Genomic DNA, 15,421 nt, shown 5'->3' on the forward strand with positions numbered 1-15,421 from the left:
CGCCCCGTCACACGTCGTGATGCAGCGCTTCCGCCGGTTTCTTCCGGCGGAAGCGCGGCGCGAGTTCCACCATGTACATCGCCGCCAGCACCAGTGCGCCGCCGCCGACCATGCGGGTGGTCAGGACATCCACGCCCAGCAGCACGGCGAATCCCGCCGCGAAGACCGGTTCGGTGGTCATGACGATGGCCGCGCGCGTGGCGGCCATGTGCGCCTGTGCCCAGGTCTGCACCAGCATGGCGAAGGCCCCGGCGATCAGCGCCATGTAGAGCACCGCGATCCAGGCCTTCGGATCGGGCGGCAGCGCCGGACCGTGATGCGGCAACGTCGCCGCGAGGCAGACAGCGGCGATACCGACCATCTGCACGGCGGACATGCCGAAGGCTTCCCCGGATCTCGACCAATGGCCGAGGCCGACGATGTGCAGCGCGTAGAGCGCGGCCGAGGCGAGCGTAAGCAGCACGCCGAGATCGACCTCGAAACCGTTCAGCGCCAGCACGCCGAGGCCGACCATGGCCAGGCCGACGGCGACCCATGTGCTGACCGGCATGCGCTGTCGAAAGATCAGCAGGGCGAGGATCGGTGTGATCACCACGTACATGCCGGTGACGAAGCCACTGACGCTCGGCGAGGTCAGTGCGAGGCCCTCGGTCTGCAACCACTGCGCGAAGCCGTAGAGCACGCCCAGGGCCAGACCGCGCACGACCTGCATGCGATCCATGCGCCAGACCGGCCGGGCGAACAGGATCAGCATCGTCACGGCGGCGATCAGAAAGCGGATGGCGAGGAAATCGGTGACGGACATGCGCCCGACCACATCCTTGATCAGGACGAAGGTCGAGCCCCAGATGGCGGTGACAGCGAGCAGGCCGAGCGTGGCGGGGCCGCTGCCGCGCGACGACGTACCCCTCACCGACGAGATCGCGCGAGCTGGCCGGGGATCTTCAGGATGAAGTGCGTCCATATCCCCATCCACACGACCGCACGCACGAGCGCGTTACGCGCCGCCGGGTCGTGGCGGCGGAACCAGAGGTACATGCTGCGATGCTTGTGCCTGCTGACGAAGACGGGCCGATGCCGGCTCGAGCCGCCCTTCCCGTGCAGGACGCGGACGTCGCCGGCCAGCAGGACGCGATAGCCGGCATCGCGGGCCCGGCGGCAGAGATCCATGTCTTCGCAATGCAGGAAGAAGGTTTCGTCGAAGCCGCCGAGACGTTCGAACACGGCGCGTGACATGAGCAGGATCGCGCCGGAAACGATCTCGACCTCTTCGACACCGTTCGGGATGGGCCCGGTGATATCGATGCCGTCGTCGCCCTTCTTGCCAAGCAAGGTGTGCAGCGAGCGACGCAACAGGGGGTCGCGCCGCCGCGAGGCGGCGTCGGGATGTCCGGCGCTGTCGCAGACCACGGCACCGACGATGCCGGTATGGACATCCATGTGCGCAGCCATGCGCGAGATCGTGTCCGGCTCGACCAGGCAATCGGGGTTGAGCACGAGCAATCGGTCGCCGCGGGCCTGGGCGGCCCCGCGATTCACGGCCGGCCCGAATCCGAGGTTCGCCCGGTTGTAGACCACGCGAACGCGCTCGTCGTCGGCATAGGCCCGGTCGAGCGCTTCGGGAATGCCGTCGGTGGAGCCATTGTCGACGATGACGATCTCGACGGGGACGTCACTGGCGAGCGCGTGATCCACGCATTCGCGGGTGAACGGCCCGCTGTCGGCGAGCACGATGACGATGCTGGTGAGTTCGCCGCTCATCCCACCCAGACACGTGCATTGCGGAACATCCGCATCCACGGCGAATCCTCGCCCCAGTTCTCCGGATGCCAGCTCAGCTGCGCCGTGCGGAACACCCGTTCCGGGTGCGGCATCATGATCGTGACACGACCGTCGGCCGCGGTGAACGCGGCCAGGCCGCCGGGCGAGCCGTTCGGATTGAGCGGGTAGCTTTCGGTCGGCTTGCCGCGGTTGTCGACGAAACGTGCCGCGCCATGGCTCTTCGACGGACTGCACACGTTCGGGAAATACACCCGGCCCTCGCCATGCGCCACGGCGACGGGGATGCGCGAACCGGTCATCCCGCGGAAGAAGACGCTGGAGGAATCCAGGATCTCGAGGGTCGCCAGACGTGCTTCGTACTGCTCGGACTGGTTGCGCAGGAACTGTGGCCAGTGTTTCGCGTCCGGAATGATGTCCTTCAGCTGCGACATCATCTGGCAACCGTTGCACACGCCCAGGGCGAACTTGGTGCCGTCTTCGAAGAAGCGGGCGAACTGCTCGCGCAACGCATCGTTGTAGAGGATGGACGTGGCCCAGCCACGACCGGCGCCGAGCACGTCGCCATAGGAGAAGCCACCGCAGGCGGCGAAGCCGCGGAAGTCCTTCAGGTGATGACGGCCATTGGCGAGGTCGGACATGTGGACGTCCACCGCGTCGAAGCCGGCGCGGCTGAACGCCGCGGCCATCTCGACCTGGCCGTTGACGCCCTGCTCGCGCAGGATCGCCACGCGCGGACGCACGCCGGTATGGATGTACGGCGCCGCGATGTCTTCGGCGGGGTCGAAGGTGAGCTTCGGCGACATGCCCGGATCGGCATCGTCGAGGCGCCAGTGGTTTTCCTGGTCCGCGCTGTGCGGGTTATCGCGCAGGCCCTGCATGGCATAGCTGGTTTCGTTCCAGGCCCGGAACAGCTCGGTGAAGTTCCACTTGAAGGCGGTTTCGCCGTTGAGGTGGAGCTTGATGCCGAGCTTCTCTTTCGGACGCCCCACGTGGTGGGTCATGCCGGCCAGGTTGTGCTTCACCAGCAGCAGCTCGAACGCCTCGCGGTTGGCCGCGGCAATCTGCACGACGGCGCCGAGCTCCTCGTTGAACAGGGCACGCAAGGTGGCGTCGGCCCAGCCGTCCAGACGCAGCTCGAGGCCGCAGCGGCCAGCGAAGGCCATTTCGAGCAGGGTGACGATCGCGCCACCGTCGGAGCGATCGTGATAGGCGAGCAGCAGGCCCGCCTGGTTCGCTTCCTGGATCAGTTCGAACATCGCGCGCAGGCGCTTGGGATCGTCCAGGTCCGGCGGCACGCCACCGGCACGGTTGAACACCTGGGTGAGCGCCGAACCGCCAAGGCGATCGCGACCCGCGCCGAGGTCGATCAGCCACAGTTCGCTGTCGCCGCGGTCGAGCTTGAGCTGCGGCGTGAGCGTGCGGCGCACGTCGTCCACGCGAGCGAAGCCGGTGATCACCAGGGACACCGGCGAGACGGTCTTCTGGGCCTTGCCGGTCTCGTCCGTCCACACCGTGGTCATGGACAGCGAGTCCTTGCCCACCGGGATCGAGATATCGAGCGAGGGACACAGTTCCATGCCGACGGCTTTCACCGCATCGAACAGCGCGGCGTCTTCGCCAGGATGGTTCACGGCGGCCATCCAGTTTGCCGACAGGCGCACCTCGTCGAGCTTCAGCGAGGCAGCCGCCATGTTGGTGATGGCTTCGCCCACGGCCATGCGCGCGGCGTCGGCGCTGTTGAGCAGGGCGATCGGGGCGCGTTCGGCCATGGCCATGGCTTCGCCGGTGTAGCCGTCGAAGTCGGTCATCGTCACGGCGACATCGGCCACCGGCACCTGCCACGGGCCGACCATCGGATCGCGGGCGTTGAGGCCGCCGACCGTGCGATCGCCAATGGTGATGAGGAAGTTCTTGCTGCCGACGGCCGGAAGGCGGAGAACGCGCATCAGCGCTTCATCCATGCCGATGCCGGTGAGATCGGCCACGAGATCCACGCGCGGCTTCACGCGCACGGCGTCGCGGTGCATGCGCGGCGGCTTGCCGAACAGCACGTCCATGCCGAGGTCGATCACGGTGAGATCGCGGCGCGGATCCTTGACGATGAGTCGCGGCTCCGCCGTGGCGTCGCCGACGACGGCGTACGGGCAGCGTTCGCGGGCGCAGAAGGCCTCGAACAGCGGGAGATCCTCCGCGCCGATCGCCAGCACGTAACGCTCCTGCGATTCGTTGCTCCAGACCTGCATGGGCGACAGCGTCGGGTCGTCGCACGGCAGTGCCGACAGATCGATGATGCCGCCCACACCGGCGTCGTTGAGGATTTCGGGGATGGCGTTGGAAACGCCGCCCGCACCGACGTCGTGGATGCTGACGATGGGGTTCTCGTCGCCGCGTGCCCAGCAGCTGTCGATCACCTGCTGGCAGCGGCGTTCCATCTCGGCGTTGTCGCGCTGTACCGAGGCGAAATCCAGTTCCGCGCTGGAGGTGCCGGAGGCGACCGACGATGCGGCACCGCCGCCCAGGCCGATCAGCATGGCCGGACCACCGAGCACGATGACCTTGTCGCCCGGACGCACCTTGCGTTTCTGCACATGGTCCGGACGGATCGCCGCGAGACCGCCGGCGATCATGATCGGCTTGTCGTAGCCGCGACGAATGCCCTTGTCGCCGGTTTCCTGTTCGAACGTGCGGAAATAACCGCCGAGCGCGGGACGACCGAATTCGTTGTTGAACGCGGCGGCGCCCAGCGGGCCGTCACGCATGATTTCGAAGGCCGACGCCATGCGCGGCGGCAGCGGGCGATCTTTTTCCCAGGGACGCGGTAGACCGGGAATGCGCAGGTGCGATACCGAGAAGCCGGTCAGGCCGGCCTTCGGCTTGCCGCCGCGACCGGTGGCACCCTCGTCGCGGATCTCGCCGCCGGCGCCCGTCGCGGCGCCCGGCCACGGTGCGATCGCCGTCGGATGGTTGTGGGTTTCGACCTTGATCGCATACGGCGCGGATTCCGCCACCGTGCGGAACACGCCGTCCTTCGGATCGACGAAGAGCCGGTTGCCCTCGTGGCCCTCGATCACCGCGGCGTTGTCGTGATACGCCGACAAGGTATGCGCCGGCGACTTCTGGTGGGTGTTCTTGATCATGCCGAACAGCGAGTTGTCCTGCGTCTGGCCGTCGAGCGTCCAGGTCGCGTTGAACACCTTGTGCCGGCAGTGCTCCGAGTTCGCCTGCGCGAACATCATCAGTTCGGCGTCGGTCGGCGCACGGCCCATCTCGGCGTAGCGCTCGGCGAGGTAGTCGATTTCGTCGTCGGCCAGGGCGAGACCGAGCTGCTGGTTGGCTGCGGACAACGCGGCACGCGGGTCCTGGCCAAGCTCGACATGGCCCAACGGGCCGGGTTCACCGGCAAGGAACAAGCCCGCGGCGTCGGCCAGGGAGGCCAGCGGCGACTGCACCATCGGATCGCAGAACGCGCCCATGACCGCGGCGTAGCTGGGGTCGGTGGCGGCCGGCATGCCGGTGACACGCCAGGCGGTGCCGCGCTCGACCCGGCGCACGTCGAAACCGGCGCCGTGGAGGATATCGGTGGCCTTGCTGGACCATGGCGAGATGGTGCCCAGGCGCGGCACGACCCAGAAGGTGGCCTCGTCGGGAGCGCCCGGCTTCGCTTCGAGCACCGACAGCAGGCGCGCGCGCGCTTCGCCTTCCGGTGCGACGGCGACGTCGACGAAATAAGTGAACCAGGCGGCCTGGACGCGCGTGCCGTGATGCAGGGCATCGAGGTGCGCGTTCAGTCGTTCGAGGCGAAACGGTGAGAGGGCGCTCTGCCCGTCGAGTGCGATCATGCGGGGGAAAAGGCGCTGCAGGAAAACGCCCATTCTACATGATGTTGCGCGGCAGCATGGGGCGTGGGGAATCGCCGCTGAAGCGGCTCCCACAAGGAGCCTGAACGACCTCGCCCCTGTAGGAGCCGCTTCAGCGGCGATGCTCCCACTCGCCCCCTGGATGCTCCCACTCGCCCCCCCTGTGGGAGCCGCTTCAGCGGCGATGCTCCTACTCCCCCCCTGGATGCTTCGGACCCCCTGTAGGAGCCGCTTCAGCGGCGATGCTCCTACTCAGCCGCTGCGAGCGCTACCCGCCGGGGCGCTCAGCGCCTTCAGCATCTGCTCGGGTGTCAGGTACCCACCGATCACGTCGCCATTTTCGTTGACGATGGTGGGCGTACCGTTTACGCCCAGGCGCTCGCCCAGCTCGAATTCGTCCTTGACCGGGTTGGCGCAGCTGGCCGCCTTCACCGCCGCACCCGTCATGGCCGAGTCGAAGGCGCTCTTGCGGTCGGCGGCGCACCAGACCGATACGGCCTTGGTGTACGACGGCGTATCGTTGCCGGCCGTGGTCTTCACGCCTTCCCGCGGCCAGAACACGTACTCGACGGCGATGCCCTGCTTGTTGAACTCCTTGATCTGCGAGTGCAGCTGGCGGCAGAACCCGCAGTCCACGTCGGTGAAGACGGTGATCTTGTGCTTCGGGTTGGCCGGCGAGTAGATCAGCCGCTGCGACTCGGGCACCTTGGCCAGCTCGGTCTTGCGCATGCCCGCCCACGCGGCGGCGCTGAGATCGGTTTTCTTCTGCAGGTCGACCAGGTTGCCGGTCAACATGTAACGGCCGTCGGCGCTGACGTAGACCATGCGACCCGAGGCAACCACCTGGTAATAGCCAGGCATGGGCGCGGGCGCGATGCTCTGCACCTCGATGCCGGGACCGATCCCTTGGACGGCGGCGCGCACGGCGGCCTGGTCGTCGGCGGCGCATGCCGTCATGGCGAACGCGCCAGCCAGGATCGCCGGGAGGATTTTCTTCAACATAGCGGACTCCAATCTGCTACCGGGGGAGAAGCGGGGCACTGTTGGAACACATGCCGCGCTTTCGGTTCCCCCGATTGTGCCACGGACGCTCAGCCACGCGGGTGATGCTGGGCATGCAGCCGCTTCAGGCCTTCCTTGGCCACCAAGGTGTAGATCTGCGTGGTGCTGAGCGAGCTGTGCCCGAGCAGCATCTGCAACGCGCGCAGGTCCGCGCCGTGATTGAGCAGGTGGGTGGCGAACGAATGCCGGAGCACGTGCGGCGAGACGCGTTTGCCCGGAATGCCCACCTGCATGGCATAGCGCTTGACCAGGGTCCAGAACATCTGCCGCGTCATGCCGTCGCCCCGGCGTGACAGGAACAGCGCGGCGGGCTGGCCGTGGCCCTTGGCCAGCTGCGGGCGCGCTTCGCGCAAATAGGTCTCGACATGGTTCAGGGCCTCCTCGCCGACCGGCACGAGGCGATCCTTGCCGCCCTTGCCGGTGACGCGGAGCACGCCCTGCCGCGTATTCAGACCGGTCAGCGGGAGTTCCACGAGTTCCGACACCCGAAGGCCGGACGAGTACATCAATTCGAGCATCGCCCGGTCGCGCTGGCCGAGTGGACTGGTCAGGTCGGGGGCGAGGATCAGCGCCTCGATCTCTCGCTCGGCCAGGGCCTTGGGCAGGCTGCGCGGCATGCGCGGCCGCTGCATGAGCAGGGTCGGATCCACGCGCGACGCGTCGTCGCGGGCCAATTGGGTGAAAAAGCGGCGAAACGCCGACTGGCGCCGCGCCATGCTGCGCACGGCCACGGGCTGGCTGCCGTGGTACGCGGAAATATCCTCGCGCCCCGCCGACGCCAGCGAGCGACCGCGCGTGCCGAGCCAGCGCGCCAGACCTTGCAGATCGCGCCGGTAGGCCTCGAGCGTGCGATCGGCAAGCCCATCCTCGGCCCACACGCGCTCGATGAAACGCTCGATGAGACGTGCGTCATCGGCGGCGAGTTCGGCGGATTGAAGTGGCTGTGATTCGACGTGCATGCGTCGATGGTCGCATGCATGGTCATGGCCTCAAAGTCGCTGGATACTCGACTGATACCCCGCAACGACGTAGCCGATCTGGTGCTCGATCGCCTCCTTGAGTTCTTCGCGCCTATCGGGGAGAAGCTTCGCCCTGCGCGCCTCGATCGCGACACGCTGCATGCCCTCCACCATGGCATCCGCCTCAGCCAGCAACTGGACGATCGCCTTGCCCAGCGGCGTCAGCGAATCCGCGTTCGCCGTCACACCGGTCACCGCGTTGACGTGTTCGTCGGCCTGGTCGCGAATGGCCTGCAATTCCACGGGAGAGGTCGAGTCATCGCTGTCGATCCGCCGCAGGTAAGCATCGAGCGCCTTGTTCGACGAGGTGAGGATGAGGCTCATGGCTGCGCTCCTTGCGATGGTGGGAATGACCCTAACGTAGCCACCACGCACAGGACTGGTCAATGGATACTTCCTAGCATAAAGACTAGTACAAACAATGCTTTAGCGCAACACTTGCCCAAACGGCCTGATGAAAATCCACGCCGGTCGCCGCCCCCGCGACGCCCGCTACAATGCGTCGATGACAGCACCCCGGAATCGCATGACCCCGACCCCGATCGCCCCCGCCTGGCGCCGCTTTGCCGCGATCGTCTACGACGTGCTCGCCGTGATCGCCATCGTCATGGTCGTCGGCCTGCTGGCGCAGATGGCTACCGGGGGGCGCCTGTTCGACGAACACGGGCGGATGCTCACCTGGTGGTACCAGCCGCTGCAGGGTGTGGTGGTCGGCGCCTATTTCCTGCTGTCCTGGATGCGCGGCGGGCAGACGCTCGGCATGCGGCCCTGGCGCATCCGCGTCACCGATGCGGAAGGTGCGCCGGTCGACTGGAAACGCGGCCTGGTCCGCCTCGTCGTCGCCGCGCTGCCGCTCGCACTCGTGCTCGTCTATCCGCTGACCTCGTTGAAGGCCGCGCTGTGGGCACCGGTGATCGGCTGGCTCGTGCTGCTGCTTCCCGCGTGGATCGACCGCCGTCGCCGTGCGATCCACGACATCGTCGCCGGCACCGAAATCCGCCGCCTGCCTACTTGAACTGATCGCTCGCAGGGACCCACGAGCCACTCGCCGCATTCGGCACCGGCACGTTAATCTTGATCGATGCCTCGCAGCCGGGCGGTAGCGGACCACCGGCAATCCGCGCCGCGGTGCAGTAGGCGGTGTTGTCCAGCGCCACCGGCGCGGCGGCGACGGTCGCCGCATTCGCCGGCGGCAGGTTTTCGGCCAGTGGCTTGGCGGGTGCCATCGTCTGATTCTTCGCCGTGGCATCCACGCTTGCCGGCTTCGGCGGGCCATCGCCACCGCTGCAGCCGAGGCTGAAGATCGAGATCGCGTTCATCGCGGCGCTCGCGTTCTTCGCGCCTGCCGTGCCAGGCCCCGCGGTGCAGTTGAGGCGAATCCCGCGCGGAAGCGGGACGGCGAACTGCGTGGTAGTCGCCTCCACACCGTGGCGCAGCGCGGTGTCCACGCTCGACTCGCCCTTGGGCGTCCATGCGCCCTCGAAGCGCGTCGGCTTGTAGTCCACATGGAAATGAGGGCCGTTCTGCACGGTGACGTTGCCGCGCGGCTTCAGCTCCGTATATGCGCCGACCTGCCCGGTCTTGTCGCCCTGCCCACCGGCGACACCGTCGCTGCGGTTGGAGGTGCCGTTCGCGCCGGTCAGGCGCTCGCCTTCGTCGGTACCCTTCGCGGCGCCCGGCCTGCCCGACGCCTGGGCGGCACCTGGCGTGTTCGAGCCTGCGACATCGGCGTCGCCCGGAGTCGCTTTACCGGCGGACTGACCCTTGACCGCTTCGGCGGCCTTGTTCTCGCCCTGCTTGCCCTGGGTCGCGGAAGCCTGTGCCGTGGACTCGCCCGCTGCGATGTCTCCCGGGGCCTGTCCCGGTGCCGACGGCGCGGTATCGGCGCCCGCAACCGGCCGCTGCATCTCGCCCGGCGACACGGCCGGCGCCTGCACCGCTGGTCGGTCGGCCATGCTGACCGGGGCCGAGACGGACGGCTTTGCCACCGCATCAGGCAGGGGAATGGCTTCCGCTTCCGCCTCGGCCGCGACCGGCGGCGCGGATACGGGCTGCACCGAGATCCTGGGTGGAACGGGCCGCGTGTCGACCGTGAGGTCGGGCGTCGGCGTGGCTGGCTCCGTGGCCACCTGGGGCAAAGGCGTCTCCTGCGGCGTCGGCGGCGCCGAACTTTCCTCGACCTCCGGGCGCGGCACCGTTGCCAGCGTCATCGGCTGGGTGGGTACCGGCGTCGTGCGCTCGGCGGTGATCGTGGGTGGCGTGGGCGTGACCGTCATCTGCGATGCCGGGGTCGGCGGGATCGACAGCGACGCGGGCGGCGGCATGGGTTGCGACCCTTCTTCCTGCGGCCGGCGCACGGGATCGGGCTGGAAGCTCGGCGGCACGACCTGCGGCTTCGGCGTGTCGACGGCGAGGTCGGGCGGTGCCGGCGTCGGCACCGGCACCTTCTCCAGATCGCGCTGCGCTGGCGGCGCCTTCGGCTGGACCAGGGGACGCTCGGCCACGGCGGCGACGCTCGGCGGTGGGGCGGCAGGCTTCGGTGCCGCCTTCACTTTGGGCGGCTGGGCGGCGGGCACGGCGACGGCGGGTCGCGACGGCGCTTTTGCCGAGGCCACGGCGGCCGCGTGGGCGCCCCGCGCGGCGCGGCTGGCCTTGGTGTCCCACATCGTCGTGTGCTTCACCGTGGCGACGGGCGCCGTCGACGGCGTACCCCGCACGGGCGGCAGCGGCGGAGGTGGCTTGTCGAGCAGGCGCACCTGCAACGCGTTGGGCGTGTCCGGCTCGGGCGGCGGCGGCAGCACGTCGTAGGCCGGGCCGAGAATCATCCCGAACAGGAAGACCAGATGGATGAGAAGGGTGCCGACCCAGCCGGCGATGCGCCGCATGCTCTCGCGGGGCTTCTCACGCAGGAGCCGTCGGTACACGAGCGCGCGCATCGCCGCCTCGCGGGGCGAGACGGGCAGCGAATTCGCGGCGATCTGTCGATCGCTGTCCGGCGGGCCAGGAGTCTGCATGGACGGCTAGTGTCCATGCTGCGGGCGCCGCAGACAATCGCCGCGTACGCCGGTCGCCTCACTTGCCGGTACGACGGTCGCGTTCGGCGTTCTCCTGATCCATCGCCTTCAGCGGAATGTCCGAAGCACAGCCCTGCGGCAATGGCTTGTCGGCACGGAAGGCCGCGATGCACTGCGCCTCGGTAGGCGGCGTCGGCTGGTCGGGAAGGTCTTTCACCAGCGGATTCGCCGGCGCCATGCTGAGTCGGACGTCGCCGTCCTTCTTCGAAGCCTTCGAGGGATCTTCGCCACTGCATCCTGCCGGAAGCACGAACAGAACCGTCGCGCAGTTCACGCGGGTGCCGTGTCTAAGATCGATGGTCTGCTTCACCGTGGTCTTCTCGATAACCTGGCGAACACCCTTGCTCAGGGCGTTTTCGTCACGTGGGGCCCAGTCCTTTTCGAAGCGGGTCTGCGTGTAGGTCACCGTGGTCTTGTGCGACATGATGCCGGTGTTGTCGGTGGGCTTCTGCGGCACGAAGTCCGGCTTCGACCCGGGACCCGTGCTCGGCATGGCGACCGAGCCGTCGCTGCCGAACAGGGTGGGCCTGGCCGCCGCGACGGCCGGGACCGACGCCGGCGCCGGCGTTTCTGCCGGGGGCTCGTCGTCCGGCTTCTTCTTCGGACGCGGTGGCTCGGGCCGCGTCGCTTCGGGCGAGCGCACCTTGGGAGGCGGCTCGGCAACGGGCGGCGGCGGGGGCACATCGGCGACGGGAGGGGGCGGACGCGTCGGTTCGATGAAGCGAACTTCGAGCACGTCGGGGTGATCGTCGGGCGTGGCAAAGGCCACCTGCACCCGCGGCTGCATCTCGTACCGGACAAGGAAGATCAGCACGATATGCAGGATCAGGGCGGCGGCGAGCGCCAGCGTGAAGCGCACCCGGTCGCGCGGCGGTGGGCGACGGCCGATGGCGTGCAGCGCGACCAGCGTCGCCGGATCGATAGGGGCCAGCCCGCGCGCGCGCGACGACCCCTCCGGTTCGAGCCGGTGGGGTTCGACGAAGGACGGTGGCGCCTTACCGGGATAGTGCACGCGAGCGGGAGTCCCCATGGGGCCTTCGGAAGTGGGACAGGATAGTGGCGCGCCGCTGAGTGCAGCGTAAGCCCCCGCCTAGAGACCGCGCGGGCGGACGAAGATTCCCCTTGCGTCGGGCACGGGTTCGGAGAACCCTTGGACGTGGCGTTGGCGCGCCTGAATCACCACCGCCATGAGCGTCCGGATTGCCCGGACGACCTTGAGAAGGAGGGTCGCATCGTGTCGCCATCCACGGAACGCATCCGCAGCCTCGCCCTTGCCGGACACGCCGGCGCCGGCAAGACCACCCTGTTCGAAGCCATGCTACATGCCGGAGGCGCCGTGACCACACCGGGCAGCGTCGAGCGTGGCAGTACCGTCTCCGATACCGATCCCATGGAAAAGGCACGAGGTCATTCGATCGACGCCTCCATTGCCTCGATCGAGCGCAACGGCTATCGGATCCATCTCATCGACACGCCCGGCTACGCCGACTTTCGCGGCCCCGCGCTTGCCGCGCTCGCCGCGGCCGACACCGTGGCGATCGTCATCAACGGCGCCAACGGCATCGAACACGGCACGCGTACGATGATGGCCCATGCAAAAGAACGCGGCATGGCGCGCATCCTCATCGTCAACCGGATCGATACCGAAGGCCTCGACCTTGCAACACTGGTCGACACGTTACGCGAGGAATTCGGCAACGAGTGCCTGCCGCTGAACCTGCCTGCTTCGAAAGGGCACTCCGTGCGCGACGCGTTTTTCCAGACCGCAGGCGATACCGATTTTTCCTCGCCCGGCGAAGCGCACCGACGCGTCATCGACCAGGTCGTCGAGATCGACGACGAGGTCATGGAGCATTACCTCGAAGCCGGCGAGTCCGCCTTGTCGGCGGCGGAGATCCACGGCGCGCTCGAACATTGCCTGCGCGATGGGCATCTCGTGCCGATCGTCTTCACCGGAGCGCGCGACGGGATCGGCGTGAGCGAGTTGCTCGAGCTGGTCGAGCGCATCCTGCCCTGCCCTACCGAGACCAATCCGCCGCCCTTCCGCGACCAGGCCGGATCGCCCTTCGACGTTTCCGCCGATGCATCGCGTCACGTCGTCGCCGACGTGTTCAAGATCGTCAACGATCCCTTCGTCGGCAAGCTGGGTGTGTTTCGCGTGTGGCAAGGCACGGTGCGCAAGGATGCCCAGCTCCTGGTCGATGACGGACGCAAGCCCTTCAAGGTCGCGCACTTGTTCCGCCTGCAGGGCCGGGAACACATCGAGGTCGACGAAGCCCTGCCCGGCGATATCGCCGCGGTCGCCAAGATCGAAGACATCCATTTCGATGCCGTGCTGCATGATGCCGCCGACGAATCGCGTATCCACCTGGAGCCTTCCGCCTTCCCGGCCCCGATGTTCGGCCTGGCCGTCGAACCGGCGCACAAGGGACAGGAGCAGAAGCTGTCACAGGCGCTGGCGAAGCTCGCCGAGGAAGACCCCTGCTTTCGCGTCGAGCACCACAAGGAACTCAACGAGACAGTGATCCGCGGTCTTTCCGACTTGCACCTGAAACTCATGCTGGAGCGGATGAAGGCACGTTACGACGTCGACGTCGTCACGCATCCGCCGCGCATCGCCTATCGGGAAACCATAGGCGCGGGAGCGGAGGGCCACCATCGGCACAAGAAGCAGACCGGTGGCGCCGGCCAGTTCGGCGAGGTATTCCTCCGCGTGGAGCCGCTGGAACGCGGCAGGGGTTTCGTCTTCGACGATGAAACCAAGGGCGGTGTCATCCCGGGGCAGTTCATGCCGGCAATCGAGAAAGGCGTGCGTCAGGCCCTCGACGGCGGAGCCATCGCGGGCTATCCGATCCAGGACGTTCGCGTCGTGGTGTACGACGGCAAACACCATCCGGTGGATTCGAAGGAAGTGGCCTTCATCAGCGCCGGTCGCAAGGCTTTCCTGGACGCCGTGTCGCGCGCCCAGCCACAGGTACTGGAGCCCGTGGTCGACCTGGAAGTATCCATTCCGGAACGCTACGTGGGCGATGTCACCGGAGGCCTGGCCTCGAAGCGGGCCCACATCATGGGGACGGATTCGCTACGCGGCGGCGAGACGCTGATCAAGGCGCGCGTCCCGCTGGCGGAACTCACCGACTACCCGACGCAGCTGAAAGCGATGACGGGTGGGCAGGGTCGCTACGCCATGGAGTTCAGTCATTACGACGCGGTACCGGCCGGGGTTCAGCGCAAGCTGGTGGAGCAGTGGAAGCCGCACGTGGAGGATGACTGACAAGCCACGCCTATGGGAGCCACTGCAGCCCTGTGGGAGCCGCTGCAGCCCCCTGTGGGAGCCGCTTCAGCGGCGATAGCCAGGTCGCCGCACAGCCATCGCCGCTGAAGCGGCTCCCACAGGGGGCTCTCACAAGGTCTCTCACAAGGGCTCTCACAACAGCTCCCACAGGGGGCCCAAGCGACTGCGACGGGGGCTCAGGCGGCCTTGCGCTTCGGCTTGAGCATGGTGCCGATGCAGTTGGGCGAGCCGCAAAGGCAGGCCCAGACCTTCTTGAGACGCGCCGTATGCGGCATGTCCAGCGTGATGCCGTAGTCGTAGGTCAGCTCTTCGCCGGGCGCGATATCGCGGATGGCTTCGATCAGCACGCGGTCGTTCTTCGACGGCTTGCCATCCACGGCTTCCTCGATCACGGCCTGGCAGTTCGGATCGCAGCTGTGGTTGATCCAGCGGGCGGTGTTGCCGTTGCTGTTGCCGTCGACGATGAAGCGCTCGTTGAGGGTGAACAGGAAGGTGTGGCCCGTCTCGCCACCGTCGCCGTATTTCTTGTCGGCCTGGGCGTGGGTGATGCGATCGCCCTTGTATTCGACGATCTCATCACCGGCCTTGATCGGGGCGGTGGCGAAAACGCCATTTCCGTGGATGGGAGAACGTCGGGCGGCGATGCGTCGGGTCATGGGAAGGCACGTAGAAAGGACAGTACGGATGATGCCTGCTCGACCGGCGCTTGGGAACCGCGTTTCAAACGCACGTCTCGCGCACAGGGTCCGCCCGGCGTTACCATCGAACGATTGTTCGACACCGCCGCCTACCCAGGGAATGACCTCGATGTCTCGCACCATGCTTCTCCGCGCGGCGCTGCTGGCCTTGACGGCGCTCCTGGCCGCCTGCGGGCCCGAGAAGAAAAGCGTGTATCCGCCGGCCGTGACCCTTCAGCAGGTTGCCGCCAAGCCGGGCGGGACGTGGCACGTCACGCTGCGCCTGCGCAATAACAGTTACGGCGGCATGTCCTTCGATCGCTTCCAGGGCACGCTGCGCGTCGGCGATCTCGGCGGCGTCCTGCTCGACGCGAAGATCGACCAGGACATCCCCTCCTTTGCCGCGGACGTGACTGTGATCGACATCCTGCCCACGGCCGAGATGTCGAAGGCGCTGGCCGACCTCGCCGCCAAGGGCAGCGGCGGTTCGCTGCCTTACGCCATCGACGGAAGCATTTCGGCCACGCCGGAAAAAGAGGACAAGTCGCGCTCGTTCGACGTGCACGGCAGGAACTGGCTTTCGCCCGTCCCCGGCATTCCCGACACCTACCGCTCTCCCTGATTACTCCATAGCCGCGCTCGCCGCGCCTGCCAG

12 protein-coding genes are annotated in these 15,421 nt (G+C 67.5%); 3 read left to right on the plus strand and 9 right to left on the minus strand.

Annotated features, from left to right (window positions below):
- Positions 1–7: 7 nt before the first annotated feature.
- From VM621_RS08225 to VM621_RS08250, 6 genes are all read right to left on the minus strand, one after another.
- On the minus strand, positions 8–964 hold the full coding sequence (locus tag VM621_RS08225; RefSeq protein ID WP_325468481.1) for a DMT family transporter: 957 nt from the start codon (positions 962–964) through the stop codon (positions 8–10).
- Complete coding sequence (locus VM621_RS08230) at positions 910–1,761, minus strand: glycosyltransferase family 2 protein (RefSeq protein WP_325468482.1); 852 nt, start codon at positions 1,759–1,761, stop codon at positions 910–912. Before VM621_RS08230 ends, VM621_RS08225 begins: the two co-directional genes overlap by 55 nt.
- Entirely contained in the window at positions 1,758–5,621 is a 3,864-nt protein-coding gene (purL, locus tag VM621_RS08235) for a phosphoribosylformylglycinamidine synthase (protein ID WP_325468483.1), read from the minus strand. Before purL ends, VM621_RS08230 begins: the two co-directional genes overlap by 4 nt.
- Positions 5,622–5,891: 270 nt before the next feature.
- The gene (locus VM621_RS08240) at positions 5,892–6,641 is read right to left on the minus strand and encodes a DsbC family protein (protein ID WP_325468484.1); all 750 of its coding nucleotides are present in this window, start codon (positions 6,639–6,641) and stop codon (positions 5,892–5,894) included.
- A gap of 89 nt (positions 6,642–6,730) precedes the next feature.
- A complete protein-coding gene (gene xerD, locus VM621_RS08245) occupies positions 6,731–7,660 on the minus strand; it encodes a site-specific tyrosine recombinase XerD (RefSeq protein ID WP_325468485.1) in 930 nt (309 codons plus the stop codon).
- 30 nt (positions 7,661–7,690) lie between these two features.
- Positions 7,691–8,044 carry a hypothetical protein gene (locus tag VM621_RS08250; protein WP_325468486.1) on the minus strand — a complete coding sequence of 118 codons (354 nt, stop codon included), beginning with the start codon at positions 8,042–8,044 and terminating at the stop codon, positions 7,691–7,693.
- A 202-nt stretch (positions 8,045–8,246) separates the two neighbouring features.
- Between VM621_RS08250 and VM621_RS08255 the strand changes: the two genes are divergently transcribed.
- Complete coding sequence (locus tag VM621_RS08255; RefSeq protein WP_325468487.1) at positions 8,247–8,735, plus strand: RDD family protein; 489 nt, start codon at positions 8,247–8,249, stop codon at positions 8,733–8,735.
- On the opposite strand, the gene VM621_RS08260 is transcribed toward VM621_RS08255, so the two are convergent.
- Positions 8,728–10,734: a hypothetical protein gene (locus VM621_RS08260; RefSeq protein WP_325468488.1), complete on the minus strand. Its 2,007-nt coding sequence runs from the start codon at positions 10,732–10,734 to the stop codon at positions 8,728–8,730. The genes VM621_RS08255 and VM621_RS08260 overlap by 8 nt on opposite strands.
- 58 nt (positions 10,735–10,792) lie before the next feature.
- Positions 10,793–11,824, minus strand: coding sequence for a hypothetical protein (locus VM621_RS08265; protein ID WP_325468489.1), 1,032 nt, complete (start codon positions 11,822–11,824; stop codon positions 10,793–10,795).
- Between the two features lie 204 nt (positions 11,825–12,028).
- Between VM621_RS08265 and fusA the strand changes: the two genes are divergently transcribed.
- Complete coding sequence (fusA, locus tag VM621_RS08270; RefSeq protein ID WP_325468490.1) at positions 12,029–14,068, plus strand: elongation factor G; 2,040 nt, start codon at positions 12,029–12,031, stop codon at positions 14,066–14,068.
- A 197-nt stretch (positions 14,069–14,265) separates the two neighbouring features.
- Here the strand turns inward: fusA and VM621_RS08275 are convergent, their stop codons facing one another.
- Positions 14,266–14,745 (minus strand): SET domain-containing protein, encoded by a 480-nt coding sequence (locus VM621_RS08275; protein WP_325468491.1) that lies wholly within the window; start codon positions 14,743–14,745, stop codon positions 14,266–14,268.
- 151 nt (positions 14,746–14,896) lie between these two features.
- Between VM621_RS08275 and VM621_RS08280 the strand changes: the two genes are divergently transcribed.
- Positions 14,897–15,388, plus strand: a complete 492-nt coding sequence (locus VM621_RS08280; protein ID WP_325468492.1) for a hypothetical protein — start codon at positions 14,897–14,899, stop codon at positions 15,386–15,388.
- Positions 15,389–15,421 lie beyond the last annotated feature (33 nt).

The sequence above is a fragment of the Luteibacter sp. genome, from assembly GCF_035539195.1.
Lineage (GTDB): Bacteria > Pseudomonadota > Gammaproteobacteria > Xanthomonadales > Rhodanobacteraceae > Luteibacter.

Excerpts from the sequence above, each read along its gene's own strand:
- VM621_RS08225 (WP_325468481.1), bottom strand. The coding sequence starts at position 964 with ATGGACGCACTTCATCCTGAAGATCCCCGGCCAGCTCGCGCGATCTCG.
- VM621_RS08230 (WP_325468482.1), bottom strand. The coding sequence starts at position 1,761 with ATGAGCGGCGAACTCACCAGCATCGTCATCGTGCTCGCCGACAGCGGG.
- purL (WP_325468483.1), bottom strand. The coding sequence starts at position 5,621 with ATGATCGCACTCGACGGGCAGAGCGCCCTCTCACCGTTTCGCCTCGAA.
- VM621_RS08240 (WP_325468484.1), bottom strand. The coding sequence starts at position 6,641 with ATGTTGAAGAAAATCCTCCCGGCGATCCTGGCTGGCGCGTTCGCCATG.
- xerD (WP_325468485.1), bottom strand. The coding sequence starts at position 7,660 with ATGCACGTCGAATCACAGCCACTTCAATCCGCCGAACTCGCCGCCGAT.
- VM621_RS08250 (WP_325468486.1), bottom strand. The coding sequence starts at position 8,044 with ATGAGCCTCATCCTCACCTCGTCGAACAAGGCGCTCGATGCTTACCTG.
- VM621_RS08255 (WP_325468487.1), top strand. The coding sequence starts at position 8,247 with ATGACCCCGACCCCGATCGCCCCCGCCTGGCGCCGCTTTGCCGCGATC.
- VM621_RS08260 (WP_325468488.1), bottom strand. The coding sequence starts at position 10,734 with ATGCAGACTCCTGGCCCGCCGGACAGCGATCGACAGATCGCCGCGAAT.
- VM621_RS08265 (WP_325468489.1), bottom strand. The coding sequence starts at position 11,824 with ATGGGGACTCCCGCTCGCGTGCACTATCCCGGTAAGGCGCCACCGTCC.
- VM621_RS08275 (WP_325468491.1), bottom strand. The coding sequence starts at position 14,745 with ATGACCCGACGCATCGCCGCCCGACGTTCTCCCATCCACGGAAATGGC.
- VM621_RS08280 (WP_325468492.1), top strand. The coding sequence starts at position 14,897 with ATGTCTCGCACCATGCTTCTCCGCGCGGCGCTGCTGGCCTTGACGGCG.